The sequence below is a fragment of the Enterocloster sp. HCN-30185 genome (assembly GCF_037890305.1).
Lineage (GTDB): Bacteria > Bacillota > Clostridia > Lachnospirales > Lachnospiraceae > Enterocloster.
The window spans coordinates 1-12,168 of record NZ_JBBKBT010000016.1 but is presented as its reverse complement, the minus strand read 5'-3'; the positions used below and the strand labels follow the sequence as shown (position 1 = coordinate 12,168).

Annotated in this window: 13 protein-coding genes; 3 read left to right on the top strand and 10 right to left on the bottom strand. The window is 47.3% G+C overall.

Annotated elements, in window-relative coordinates; translation table 11 throughout:
• Positions 1–46: 46 nt before the first annotated feature.
• Positions 47–1,039, bottom strand: a complete 993-nt coding sequence (gene gpr / locus WKT10_RS13795) for a GPR endopeptidase (protein WP_340277825.1) — start codon at positions 1,037–1,039, stop codon at positions 47–49.
• Between the two features lie 298 nt (positions 1,040–1,337).
• Here gpr and rpsT point away from each other — a divergent pair, with 298 nt between their 5' ends.
• Positions 1,338–1,601 carry a 30S ribosomal protein S20 gene (gene rpsT / locus WKT10_RS13790; RefSeq protein WP_066543900.1) on the top strand — a complete coding sequence of 88 codons (264 nt, stop codon included), beginning with the start codon at positions 1,338–1,340 and terminating at the stop codon, positions 1,599–1,601.
• 56 nt (positions 1,602–1,657) lie between these two features.
• Here rpsT and WKT10_RS13785 read toward each other — a convergent pair whose 3' ends face one another.
• Together WKT10_RS13785 and holA are read right to left on the bottom strand one after the other, a co-directional pair.
• On the bottom strand, positions 1,658–2,221 hold the full coding sequence (locus WKT10_RS13785) for a TIGR01440 family protein (RefSeq protein ID WP_296038622.1): 564 nt from the start codon (positions 2,219–2,221) through the stop codon (positions 1,658–1,660).
• A 14-nt stretch (positions 2,222–2,235) separates the two neighbouring features.
• Positions 2,236–3,213 carry a DNA polymerase III subunit delta gene (gene holA / locus WKT10_RS13780; RefSeq protein WP_066543897.1) on the bottom strand — a complete coding sequence of 326 codons (978 nt, stop codon included), beginning with the start codon at positions 3,211–3,213 and terminating at the stop codon, positions 2,236–2,238.
• Positions 3,214–3,369: 156 nt separating this feature from the next.
• On the opposite strand from holA, the gene WKT10_RS13775 reads away from it, so the two are divergent.
• Positions 3,370–3,822, top strand: coding sequence for a MarR family winged helix-turn-helix transcriptional regulator (locus WKT10_RS13775; protein WP_066543894.1), 453 nt, complete (start codon positions 3,370–3,372; stop codon positions 3,820–3,822).
• Positions 3,815–5,179: an MATE family efflux transporter gene (locus tag WKT10_RS13770; protein ID WP_340277822.1), complete on the top strand. Its 1,365-nt coding sequence runs from the start codon at positions 3,815–3,817 to the stop codon at positions 5,177–5,179. The genes WKT10_RS13775 and WKT10_RS13770 overlap by 8 nt, the downstream gene beginning before the upstream one ends.
• A gap of 223 nt (positions 5,180–5,402) precedes the next feature.
• On the opposite strand, the gene WKT10_RS13765 is transcribed toward WKT10_RS13770, so the two are convergent.
• From WKT10_RS13765 to WKT10_RS13730, 7 genes are all read right to left on the bottom strand, one after another.
• On the bottom strand, positions 5,403–5,870 hold the full coding sequence (locus WKT10_RS13765; protein WP_340277820.1) for a low molecular weight protein-tyrosine-phosphatase: 468 nt from the start codon (positions 5,868–5,870) through the stop codon (positions 5,403–5,405).
• A 185-nt stretch (positions 5,871–6,055) separates the two neighbouring features.
• Positions 6,056–7,255 carry a tyrosine-type recombinase/integrase gene (locus tag WKT10_RS13760; RefSeq protein ID WP_340277818.1) on the bottom strand — a complete coding sequence of 400 codons (1,200 nt, stop codon included), beginning with the start codon at positions 7,253–7,255 and terminating at the stop codon, positions 6,056–6,058.
• A gap of 111 nt (positions 7,256–7,366) precedes the next feature.
• Positions 7,367–7,600: an excisionase gene (locus WKT10_RS13755; protein ID WP_008703749.1), complete on the bottom strand. Its 234-nt coding sequence runs from the start codon at positions 7,598–7,600 to the stop codon at positions 7,367–7,369.
• 241 nt (positions 7,601–7,841) lie between these two features.
• A complete protein-coding gene (locus WKT10_RS13745) occupies positions 7,842–9,179 on the bottom strand; it encodes a VapE domain-containing protein (protein WP_340277882.1) in 1,338 nt (445 codons plus the stop codon).
• The gene (locus WKT10_RS13740) at positions 9,148–9,792 is read right to left on the bottom strand and encodes a CHC2 zinc finger domain-containing protein (protein ID WP_340277812.1); all 645 of its coding nucleotides are present in this window, start codon (positions 9,790–9,792) and stop codon (positions 9,148–9,150) included. Before WKT10_RS13740 ends, WKT10_RS13745 begins: the two co-directional genes overlap by 32 nt.
• 65 nt (positions 9,793–9,857) lie before the next feature.
• Positions 9,858–11,438: a MobQ family relaxase gene (mobQ, locus tag WKT10_RS13735; protein WP_340277811.1), complete on the bottom strand. Its 1,581-nt coding sequence runs from the start codon at positions 11,436–11,438 to the stop codon at positions 9,858–9,860.
• Positions 11,439–11,623: 185 nt separating this feature from the next.
• Positions 11,624–12,019 carry a hypothetical protein gene (locus WKT10_RS13730; RefSeq protein ID WP_064786539.1) on the bottom strand — a complete coding sequence of 132 codons (396 nt, stop codon included), beginning with the start codon at positions 12,017–12,019 and terminating at the stop codon, positions 11,624–11,626.
• Between the last annotated feature and the right edge of the window lie 149 nt (positions 12,020–12,168).

Here is a 12,168-nt window from a genome sequence, read left to right as displayed (position 1 = left end):
TGGTATGCCAAAACAAAGAAAAAAATGACAGCATCTGCCGCCGGAATCACAGCTCAAACACAGCCCGGTGAATACCTTCCGAAATGGTAAAACTTAGCTGCTGAACAGACTGGTCAATATCCGGCGGCGTCACATACATAGGCCCAAATTCCGGCTCCAGAAGCTCCCGGATCAGTTCATACTGCCCCTCTGTATCCATCTGGCGTATCCACGATCCTGTGCCTTTTGCGCATTCATTTTCCTCCAAAACCGCAAGAAGGGCTGAAATCGTATCCTGCACAATGGCAGCCGCCCCCACCACCGTCGGCACTCCAATAGCGATCACCGGTACTCCCAGGCTCTCTTTTGTGAGACTGTGACGATGATTGCCTACTCCGGAGCCCGGATGGATTCCCGTATCTGTAAGCTGTATGGTTGTGCACAGGCGGCGGACGCTGCGTGCTGCCAATGCGTCAATGGCAATCACCAGATCAGGTGATGTCTCTCCTATGATCCCATGCAGAATCTGAGCCGTTTCCATCCCCGTCTGGGCCATAACGCCTGGAGCAATGGCGCAAAGGCATGGATAGGGCTGTTTCTTCTCTGTCCTGTCCGAAAGAAGATGGCCGGTCACTCTGAGATTTCCCACGGTTCGGGGTCCTAAAGAATCCGGGGTTACGGATTGGTTTCCAAGGCCGACCACCAGCAGGGACGGATTTTCCTTTTTCTCCCATCCTGCCCGTTTCATCAGCTCATTCAACTGCATGGCCAGTTCATCCACCACTCTGCTGTGACAATCCTCATCCGGCGTCTGCAGCTCATCTGCTTCCAGCGTTAGATACGTTCCTTCCGGCTTTCCCATCGCTCTGGCTCCCTGAGCATTCAGTATCTTCACTTCTGTCATTCTGACCGCACCTTCTTTTCTGGTTCTTTCCTTTAATACAACCCCCGGGATCTCACCCCCATCACCTTCAAAACTTTCTTTATCTTCCAGAGCCAGATCTGTGCGTATCTGAAAGGAAAATGTGGCTGCAGCCTGCTTATTTTCGGAACTTCCCATTCCTGTGCCTCCTGTCTTTTTCTTCGATCCATTTGAATTTCCACATTTTGCAGTATTTCCAAAGGCCATCCACCCTCAGCTGCGGGTACGGCGCAAAAAGAGAAACTGCGATCCATCTTATTTTCCACTCATTTCAAAAAAATATTCCCTAAAACTTCAAAAAACACCAAATTCCGCTTGACATTCCCAAAATCATTCGCTAAAATGTAATAGTATGTTTACATTGAACTGTCCGTGTCCAGGCTTTGATGGAAAACACAACGATTAAGAAGAGAAAACCGAACGGAGGTGTATTTCATTGGCTAACATTAAATCTGCAAAGAAGAGAATCTTAGTAAACGAGACTAAGGCTGCAAGAAACAAGGCAATCAGATCCAAGGTTAAGACTGCGATCAAGAAGGTAGAGGCTGCTGTTGCTGCTGGAGATAAGGCTGCTGCTCAGACTGCATTACAGGCTGCTATCACAGAGATCGACAAGGCCTGCACTAAGGGCGTATATCACAAGAACAATGCTGCCCGCAAGGTGTCCCGCGTGACCAAGGCTGTTAACACTCTGGCTTAATTTTATAGAGATATTTAAAATCCCTCCGGATTAACCCACCGGAGGGATTTTTTTGCTTACAGCTTCCTTTCATCATAACGTGCTCTTTCTCCGCCGATAAACTTAGGGCGTGTTCTGGCACAAACTACATGGGCGCCTCCAATTTCTCTGTTTAAAATCCGCACTGGAACTGCCACATCCTTTAAATGCATCCCGATCAGGGTATCTCCGATATCGATTCCCGCATGAGCTCGGATATGCTCCACTGCCGCCGGATGCTCCAGGGTATGATAAGCCGCCGTAGCAAAGGAGCCTCCTGCTTTTAGCTGAGGAACCACATTGACAGGCTCATATCCGTATTTTAACGCGGCCTCCTCCTCTAATATAAGCGCCCGGTTTAAATGCTCACAGCACTGGGCGGCCAGATAAATGCCCGCAGGTTTTAGCTCCTCATAAAGAGCTTCATAAACCGCCTGCCCGATTTCTCCGCTGGAATGAGAGCCAATCTTAAAGCTCCCGATTTCACTGGAGGAACAGCCCACAACCAGAATCTGCCCCTGCTTCAGATCTGCCTTTTCCATAAGCTCCCTCAAAACATCTTTTGTCTGTTTTCTAATCGCATCTAACTGAAGTTCTTCCATTCCATTTTCCTCCTTTAATACGTTTTTGCAATCAAAAGTTCTACTGCCAGACGGTCTGTCAGGCGGCCTGTCTTTACGCTTTCCTCTGCATCCACACAAAGATTTACATAGGAAAGGATCTGTTCCCTTGAAAATGTCTTTGCCTGCAGCATGATTTTTCCTGCCACAAAGGGCTGAAGCTTCATCCTAGAAGCAATGGTACTCTTATCCATGCCCTGCCCCATCAGCTCCTTCACCTGCAGGATCTGGTTAAACTGCCTTGCGATCAGAAATAAAATCCGCATAGGCGGCTCCTTTAAGGTAAGCAGATCCTCATAAAGATCCATAGCCTTTCGCGTCTGACGGTTGGCAATAGCCGTAATCATGTCAAAAATCTTGTTGCTCACCTGAGTGGTACAGATAGCCTCCACATCCTCCTCAGTGATCACATCACGACCCAGGGTATAGCTGATCAGCTTTTCCAGCTCTGAGCTGATATTTTCCATATCATCCCCTGTTTTGCTTAAAAAAAACTCCATGGTGCGCCCGGTGATCTTTTTCCCATTTTTTGACAGGATGCCGGCAGCCCAACGGCCAAGCTGCGACGCATCCTGACGGCCAAGCTCCGCTGTATAACCGTATTTTTTCACGGCTTTAAAAAGCTTGCTGCGCTTATCCACCTCTGTTTCCACAAACACAAGACAGGTGGTATCGGGAATATGCTCCATATAAGCGCTCATTTCCTCTCCTCCTGCTCCGCCCTTAAACCAGCCGCTGTCCTCTATCAGCACCAGCCTGCGCTCTGCAAAAAAAGGCATGGTATCTGCAATGCCGATAATCTCATTTATATCCATTCCCTTTCCCTCGTAATGGTTAAAGTTCATGGTATCTCCAGCTGTCACTGCATCCTTTAAACGGTTCTTATAGCTCATTTTCAAAAATGCCTCTTCACCAAACAGAAGGTAGGCCTTTTTAAATGAACCGTCCTTTATATCCTGGTTTAATATCTGCATACGCTGTCTGTCACTCCCTGCCCTGGCGTTTTGCTCTATTATACCATGTCTTCCCCCTCTTGACAAATAGACTGTAGAGTGTATAATTATTTTTCTGAACAGTTCTTTTTAAAACCTTTTTATTTAGAACCTTTTATTATGTAAAAGGAGGATCCAATGACCTCAAACACTGATTTTCTTTTAGGTATCCGGGCTGCCATGAAGTTTCAGGACAGCCTGCTAAAACAGCTCTCTGAAACCTATGGACTGACTCTGATCGAGGCAAATGTCATCACATTTCTCCACAATAATCCGGGGAAAGATACTGCGGCCGACATCACGGAGCTTCGGATGCTCTCAAAAGGAAATGTCTCCCAGGCTGTGGAAAGCCTGATACAGAAAGGGCTCTTAAAGAGAATCCCGGATCTCCATGACAGACGCCGGATCCACCTGGCTCTGCTGCCCGCCTCACACTCCATTACTGCTGATGTAGATACGCTTATGGATGAATACAGAGGATATCTGTTTCAGGGATTTTCCAAAGAAGAGTTTGCCTGCTACCAGATTCTTTCAAAACGGCTCATGGAAAACGCAAAAAATGCTATGAAAGGCAGGAGTACACATGAATGACAACAAAGATTTTCTGGCAAAAGAGCCTGTGGGAAAGCTTCTTTTAAAGCTGGCTCTTCCTACTGTTACTGCTCAGATCATCAACATGCTTTACAACATCATAGACCGCATTTACATAGGACACATTCCTGAAAACGGCGCTCTGGCCCTTACAGGAGTAGGTGTCTGCATGCCCCTTATTATGATCGTGTCCGCATTCGCTGCTCTGGTTGGAAACGGCGGCGCTCCCAGAGCCTCGATCTTTATGGGACAGGACGATAAACAAGCGGCTGAAAAAACACTGGGCAACTGCTTTACCGTTCAGCTGATTATCTCCGCTGTTCTTACCGCTGTTCTTTTAATGTGGAACCGTGAATTTCTTCTGGCTTTCGGCGCCAGTGAAAATACCGTAGAATACGGCGTAGCCTATATGAATATCTACGCTCTGGGAACTATTTTCGTACAGCTCACACTGGGTATGAATGCATTTATCACAGCCCAGGGCTTTGCAAAAACAGGCATGCTCTCCGTTATGATCGGTGCGGCAGCAAATATTATCCTGGATCCGATTTTCATTTTTGTATTTGGAATGGGAGTACGCGGCGCGGCTCTGGCAACTATCTTATCACAGGCATTATCCTGTACCTGGGTGCTGGCCTTCCTCTTCGGAAAAAAGACCTTCTTAAAGATCAAAGCTTCCAATTTAAAGCTTACCCGTTCCATTATCATGCCAAGCCTTGCGCTGGGACTGTCCACCTTTATCATGCAGTCCAGTGAAAGCGTAATCTCCGTATGCTTTAACTCCTCCCTGTTAAAGTACGGCGGCGACATCGCAGTCGGCGCTATGACCATCTTAACCAGCGTCATGCAGTTTGCCATGCTGCCCTTACAGGGCCTGGGCCAGGGCGCACAGCCCATCATCAGCTACAACTACGGCGCAAAGCTCACTGGGCGCGTACGCTCAGCCTATAAACTGCTTCTCGCCTTGAGCTTATCCTATGCATCCCTGCTGTGGCTGGGCGTCATGCTTGCTCCTCAGGCATTTGCCGCCATGTTCACCTCAGACCCGGCTCTGATCGACTTTACCAAGCATGCACTGCGGATCTATATGGCCTGTATGTTCCTCTTCGGCATCCAGATGGCCTGCCAGATGACCTTCACTGCTATCGGCAATGCAAAGGCTTCCATCCTGGTCGCTGTTATGCGTAAGTTCATCCTGCTGCTGCCTCTGATCTATCTGGTTCCTAAGTTTATGCCTTCCGATCCGACTACTGCCGTATATCTGGCAGAGCCGATCGCTGATTTCTTTGCAGTCAGCTTCACTGCTGTGCTGTTCTTCTTCCAGTTTAAGAAGGCGCTCAGAGCATTGGAAGAGTAATCACTGCGGAATGTTTGGTATTTTCTCTATCTGAATTTTATAAAAGAGAGCACTGCTCAATCACCTGAATCTGATGATTTTGCAGTGCTCTCTTCGTCTTTCAATTTCTCCTGGGTTTCCGCATTTTGCAGTATGCTGCCATCAGCAGATAAGGGATACACGTTTTCCCTTATCCACTGATTGATGGAAGCCAAGGTGCAGGATACAATACAGCGTAAAAAACTCAAACAATTTCTCTGTTGTCTTTCAGATATTTCAGAAATCCCTTGCAGCCTTCCATTATATCTAAATACGTTTCATCAAAATTACCCGTATACCACGGATCTGCAATATCTCTTCCTGAACCTGCAAAGGAAAGGAGCTTGTATATCTTTCCCTTTGGATCTCCTTTTAACATCCGGTTGAGATTGCGTATATTTGCTGTGTCCATACCTATGATATAGTCAAATTTATCATAATCTGCTGTTTGGATCTGCTTTGCCCTGTGGGGGACTAACGGAATCCCAACCTCCTTTAGTTTGTTTACCGTTCCCCAATGAACCGGATTTCCTATTTCCTCTGTGCTGGTCGCAGCTGAGTCGATCAGAAATCGATCTGCCAAACCGGCTTCCTTAACCATGTGGGTGAAGACACTCTCACACATGGGGGAGCGGCAGATGTTGCCGTGGCAAATAAATAATACTTTAATCATCTTTTTATATCTCCATTTAAGTCTTGTATTTCTTCTCAAACGCTTGATATTTCAGGGTTTTCCGACTTTTGAGTTTTCCTTTCTTTTCAAGGTATCTTCTCAAATCTTCTCGTATTTTCTTGTGTTTTTCCCTGCAATCTTGGTAAATCCGTTGGTAAAGCAAGCGTCCTTACCAACGGGCTTTTTTAACTATTCGCTATCCGATATACTTCTTCCTTTGCATCATCAAAATTCACATGGGTGTAAGTGTTCAAGGTTACACTGATGTCTGCGTGACCCATGATATACTGCAAGGTTTTCGGATTCATCCCGGATTTTACCATATTAGAGCAAAAGGTGTGCCTGCATACATGAGGGGTAACTTTCGGCATCTGGATACGGTAAATCCTGTTGTATTTCTGAATGATATGCTCCATGTACTTCTCCCAGTGAAGGGCAACCATCGGCATATCGTTTTTATCCAAAAATAAAAATCCAGCGTATCCTTCCACCATCGGTTCAACTTTTGGTGTCTTTCGGTTGGCAATGATTCTTCGAAAACACGCTGCGACAGCTTCCGTCATCGGCACATAGCGGATGCCTTTATCTGTTTTTGGTTCTTCAATTACATACTGCATCTGTGCAGTACGCTGTAACTGATGGTCTACCTTGATACGCATTTCTCCAAACTCGATTTCTGAAACCGTCAGCCCACAGAACTCTGAGATACGAAGCCCTGTGTGAAAAAGAATATAGATTGCATCATAGTATCTGCTGAAATGCTTATCCTCCTGAATAAACTTTAACAAATCTCGCTGCTGCTTTCGGGTAATCGCTTCTCTGGTAACAGAATCATTGACAATGACAGATGCAAGCTCAAATTCAAATGGATTTTTACGAAGCAAATCATCGTCTACCGCCATCTGAAATGCTGGTCTGAGGACTCCCCGGATAGAATGAATGGAACTGTATCCCCGCCCATCAATTTGTTGGAGCTTAATCAACCATGCCTTGGCGTCTGACAAACGCACCTTATCAATTCGCAGATTCCCAAAACTCTCTTTTTTCAGCATATTGATGACCGTTTTATATCCGGCAACCGTATTGTGACGAACTCCTGTTTTCAATGAAACATACTTTTCTACCAGTTCCAAAACAGTATAGTTGCCACCGTTGGTTACGATACGGTCAAACAAATCCGCTTCAATCTGTTTTTCTTTCTCACGCAGGGAAGGCTCCCGCTTCTTCCCTTTTGGCATTGGGTCATTCTTGTCCAAACGCCAACTGTATACATTTTTCTCTTTTCCGTCCTCATCAATATAGCGGAACCGATACCTCCCATCTTTACGCTGGTACTCGCCCTCTCGCAAAATCCGATTACGGTTATCTCGTCTTTTCTCACTCATCGTGAACTCTCCTTTCAAAAAAAGAGAGCCAGACTTGCACTCTTATCATAGCACAAATCCAGCTCTCCGCATAGTTATATCATGTGAAATCGGTAAATCTGTCAGCTCTGTTTACACAGCAGTAGCCTGATCCAGATACCTCTCAAATTTCTCACGCTTAATGAGGGCACGATTGCCGTTCATCACATAAAAATCCTCATTGGGATGTGTGTCAATAAGCGTTCTCAATTTTCCTTCGCCGATATGATAATATCTGGCTGCTTCCTCAATGGTAAGCGTATATCTACGCCACACCGGAATATCCGAGTAATTTTTTCCTTCAATATTCAGCTTATTATTCGCCATAGGCAGTTATCCTCCATACATGAAAATAGCCAGACAGAGGGTGTCGGCAACGAAGTCCGGCAACGGGCTTCAAAAGATCTTGCAAACAATCTCAATCTGGCGATGGTTACTATTTATACTTTTCTTTTATTTTTCTGTTGTTTTGGTTGTTATAAGGGAGAAAATCCCGGAAATAAGGGTTTTTCCCCGGCAACCGGCTCGGCAACGGGATAGCAACAGGGGGTGCAACGGGCTGTCATTTTCAGAATGGAAGCTCCATCTGTTCTGTGACCTCCACAAAACCGTCCATTATTTTTTCAGACGGGTTGCTGGAGTCCGTTGCCGGGTTTTCACGCTCCCAGCCCTTTTGTCTGCCATATTCGGAAAACATTCTTGGGTTCGGAAAGTACCGCCAGCGGTCAATGCACTGGTTCATAATCTCGTTGATTTCCCGGATTTCCCATTGCTTCGGCTCGTCAAAGGGGTGGTTCAGCGCCTCCTTGAACAGCTGCTTGGAGCAGACCATGCTCCCAGTGTACTTATCAAGATACGCCTGTATCATCCCGGCTTTGGTGTCCTCTGGCATAAAATCCCGCTGGTGTTCTTTGAGATACCGCTGCATGGCAGGGCTGAACGCCAGCTTGAACCTGCCGCTTTTATAAATCTCCATCGCTTCCGCCCACATCTGCTCGATATAGGCTCTGGAAGCAGCTTCGTCCTCCAAAATGTGAACCTCGGCTTGCTCCGGGTACACCATGACCGGGATAAAGCGGCGGTTGCCGGAACGATCAAGAGGCAGGAAGTCAAGGGCATTGGAAGTGCCGCCAAACACGCACTGACGGGGGCGGTCTGCCGGGTGGGTTTCATAGGGTATCTTGTAAACCTCTTTCTGCCGGCTTAAAAATGACTTGATTTCCTCAATGCTCTTGGCGTTTGCGGTTGCCATCATTTCCGACATTTCAATAATCCAGTGACCTTGTAGCTTGCGGTACACATTGTCATCGTCCAGCTTCCGCAAATCATCGGAGAACCACTCATCCCGGATTGCCAGCAGACGGAAGAAGGTGGACTTGCCAGCCCCCTGACCGCCTACCAGACAGAGCATGATTTCAAACTTGCACCCCGGCTGAAAGGCTCGTGAGATTGCACCCAACAGGAACAGCTTCAACGCTTCATAGGTGTAATCGTCTGCGTCAGCCCCCAGAAAATGTCGCAGGCAAAAACGGATTCGTTCTGTACCGTCCCACACAAGGGCGCTTAAATAGTCCCGGATGGGATGGTACTTGTTTTCATTCGCCACAATCCCGATGGCATTATCAATCTTTTTCTCATTGGTAAGCCCGTAGGTTTCTTCCAGATAAAGAAGCAGATACTTCATGTCCGTATCGTTCAGGGTGGTGCTTTCTCTGTGGAAGCCGATGGGCTTTATGATGTCCTTGCGGTCAGTCAGGATGTTGTATGCGATAGCCCCGGAAAGCAGCGGGTCACGCTGGAATACGGTCAGGCAGTTCCGTATGCTCTGACGGACACCGCCTTTCTCGGTAGTTTCCAGCCCCGCCTTGATTTCCTCAACGCTCTGGGGCGGCTGCATGGCGTTCATGGTGTTTTTTAGTTCTTGCTGCGTCTGCGGCTGCAAGCTCTGCCATTCGCTGTTCAAGCTGTATCACATCCTTTCCGTAGTCCGTAATCAAAGCCGCTTTTTCCTCTGTTTCCCCGAACAGCAGCACATCCAACAGATATTCCACATGGGCTTGCTTCTGTAAGGCTTCCACAAACCGGGGATGAAAGACTTCCTCTGGCGAGTGTGGGGTGTAGTCCGTTCTCCATGCCATCAGCAGATGGCGATAATCGGCAAGAATACGGAAACATCGGTTCTTTGCCTCCTGAAACTGTTCCTCCTGGGATTTCTGCCGAGGCTTGGGCTTTTTTGCCTTTCCCGGCGGTTTCCAGTCTTCATAGGAAAGCCCGAAGTCCTGTGCCAGTTGTATGGCGGCTTCTTTCTTTCCCAGCCCATACAGGGCGGCGATAAAATCAATCACATCCCCATCTGCACCGCAGCCGAAGCAGTGGTAACGCTGATCCAGCTTCATGCTTGGGGTCTTATCGTTATGGAACGGGCAGCAAGCCATCCCGTTTCGACCTACATGGATTCCATAATGCTCCGCAGCCTGTCTTGTTGTAACGGACTGCTTCACAGCTTCAAATACATTCAAATCTATCCCTCCTTGAAAAAAAGAAAAGCACCTGACATTCTCTGATTGAAAATGGCAAGTGCCTGTTAAAGTTCCATATCCTGTTGTTTGTGTTTTGTCTGTGCCGGGACAGTTCTTTGTGCTTTTTTCTCGTCAGCCTTATCCTGCAAGACTTCTTTGATAGGCTGTTTCTTGGGCAGCTCTTTGCTTTCCTCTGTGCCGGGGGTGGCTTTCCGTACCCAGTAGCGGATGTCCCGCAGCTTCTTCAAATCAGCCTGTACCTCGGTCAGCGGTACTTTCAGCTCTGCGATTTCGCTAAGAAGCGTTTCCTGCTCCTCTTGCAGCTCCTTTTGGGTACTGTCCTTATCATCTGGGTGCTTGGCAAGGTAGGCAGCGGCTTTCGCATACCGGGCAACCTCCGGGTGTTCCTGTTTGAATTTCTCCTTTGTTTTCTTAAAAAATATCTTCTGGTACTTCTCATAGACAGGCTTACATTCCTTGCAGTCTGTCCGGCTGGCAAGAATCCCGTCAATCACTTTGCTTCGGGCTTCCTTTGGCTTCATCTGATTGCGGTAATCTGCGGCTGATTTCCCGGAAGATTCCAGAAATGCTTCTAAGTCCTCCACAGTGGAAAGCCCCTTTTGCCGGAGATAGGACAGGGATTCGCTGACTGCCTTTAAGTCCTGTGAAGTCCCCCGGTTTTGTCCAGCCCTTGTCCAGTCCTTCCGTTCTTCCTTGCGTATCTCCATATACTTCATCAGCAGATTGGGAAGAAGTGTCGCTTCCTCCTCCGCTTTTTGTGCAAGCAGCTCTTTCCGTTTTTCGCCCAGCTCGGTAATCCAGCCTTTGAGGTTTTGGATAAGCTGCCGGATGGACTTCATCAGACTGTTGGCGGCTCTGATTTCCCGGTTCAGGTTGCCGATATTCGTCTGGATACCACGCTTTTCCATCTGCCGGACAGCAGCCCCCTCATGGACAGTAGGGACAACATCAAGCCCCTGTCTGGCATAGGAACGCAAGTCCACACGCTCCGGGCGGTTATTAGCTTCCAGATAGCGGTTCTGGATAACCTCCCATTCATGCCGCCAGATTTCACAATACTTCTGGTCGTTCCAGTCAACCGTATCCTCCTTGTGACTTTTCCACCTGCCGGACGGCAGCTTTATCCGTTCCCCGTTTTCATCAAGGTCATAAACCTTGTGGCTCTTGGGAAGCCATTTTCCATGTTCGTCCATTGCCCTCATAGTGAGCAGGACATGGGCGTGGGGGTTGTGTCCCGGCGGATGGGGGTCATGGATGGCAAAGTCAGCAATCATGCCTTTGGAAACAAACTGCTGTTCACAAAACTCCCTGACAAGGACAGCGTACTGGTCGGGTGGTATCTCTCTTGGGATGGTAAGCACCCACCTCCTTGCAAGCTGGGAGTTCCATTGCTTTTCCACCGCTTCGGCGGCGTTCCATAGGGTATTGCGGTCTGCATACTCCGGCGGGGCATTTGCCGGGAGCAGGATTTCATTGTGGACGATGCCACGCTTTTCCGGGTAGTGCTTCACTTGCTGGTCGTATTCACAGAACAGCTTTTCGCCACTCTGGTAAGCAGCGGCGGCAACCGCAGACTGTCGCTGGCTGCGCTGCACAATCGTGATTTCATTGTGTGGACAGGGCATTTCGTGTCCCTCCTTTCTACGCTTGGTGGATGGGGTGGCGTTTTACCACCTCATTTTGGGCAAAAAAAAGCAGGAGACCTTTTTTCAGATTTCCTGCTCGGTGTGCCGCTGTGTGGGCGGCGGGTATTTAGTTGTAAAAGTTCGGGGCAAGTTGACCCGATGTGTGTGGAATAACAAACTGGGAATTATTTAATTCTCTGTGTACCTAATTGTAATTGTTCAACTGCTATTTTTGCTTTATTGTCATCTTCCTTTTGAAGATTTTCTATTTCTGAACTCCGAATAGTCAAAATGATTTCGTCCCCCACCTGTAAATCATCAAGTGTTATATCTATAACATCTTGTGTATCATAATTACAATAAATCATAGGAATTTGGGAACAATCAATAAGGCAATCATCCCCTAAAACACCTTCTTCTCCGCTATCTTTTGTGGTTATGATTTTATTTTCTTTATCAATTTCTGTTATTATCGCATTGACACCTAAAGTAAGTGGTTCGTTTGTTTGTTGTCCAGAACACGCAACTAAAGTAAACGCACAAATGAATATACATAATGCCATTATCATTTTTTTCATCATAAGTTCCTCCAAATTCCGATTTGTTGTCATCTTCATTATACTTCATTGGCTATCGAAAAGATAGCATATTTTATGAAACTTGTCGGCTGGGAACAGCTTGCAAGGCAAGGTGTCCCCAGATGGCAAGTCCACAAAAGGGTAGCTGGCGG

What these genes read in the sequence shown, in the direction of transcription:
- gpr (WP_340277825.1), bottom strand. Translation starts at nt 1,039, where the DNA reads ATGGGAAGTTCCGAAAATAAGCAGGCTGCAGCCACATTTTCCTTTCAG.
- WKT10_RS13775 (WP_066543894.1), top strand. Translation starts at nt 3,370, where the DNA reads ATGACCTCAAACACTGATTTTCTTTTAGGTATCCGGGCTGCCATGAAG.
- WKT10_RS13760 (WP_340277818.1), bottom strand. Translation starts at nt 7,255, where the DNA reads ATGAGTGAGAAAAGACGAGATAACCGTAATCGGATTTTGCGAGAGGGC.
- WKT10_RS13765 (WP_340277820.1), bottom strand. Translation starts at nt 5,870, where the DNA reads ATGATTAAAGTATTATTTATTTGCCACGGCAACATCTGCCGCTCCCCC.
- WKT10_RS13745 (WP_340277882.1), bottom strand. Translation starts at nt 9,179, where the DNA reads ATGAACGCCATGCAGCCGCCCCAGAGCGTTGAGGAAATCAAGGCGGGG.
- WKT10_RS13755 (WP_008703749.1), bottom strand. Translation starts at nt 7,600, where the DNA reads ATGGCGAATAATAAGCTGAATATTGAAGGAAAAAATTACTCGGATATT.
- WKT10_RS13770 (WP_340277822.1), top strand. Translation starts at nt 3,815, where the DNA reads ATGAATGACAACAAAGATTTTCTGGCAAAAGAGCCTGTGGGAAAGCTT.
- WKT10_RS13730 (WP_064786539.1), bottom strand. Translation starts at nt 12,019, where the DNA reads ATGATGAAAAAAATGATAATGGCATTATGTATATTCATTTGTGCGTTT.
- holA (WP_066543897.1), bottom strand. Translation starts at nt 3,213, where the DNA reads ATGCAGATATTAAACCAGGATATAAAGGACGGTTCATTTAAAAAGGCC.
- mobQ (WP_340277811.1), bottom strand. Translation starts at nt 11,438, where the DNA reads ATGCCCTGTCCACACAATGAAATCACGATTGTGCAGCGCAGCCAGCGA.
- WKT10_RS13785 (WP_296038622.1), bottom strand. Translation starts at nt 2,221, where the DNA reads ATGGAAGAACTTCAGTTAGATGCGATTAGAAAACAGACAAAAGATGTT.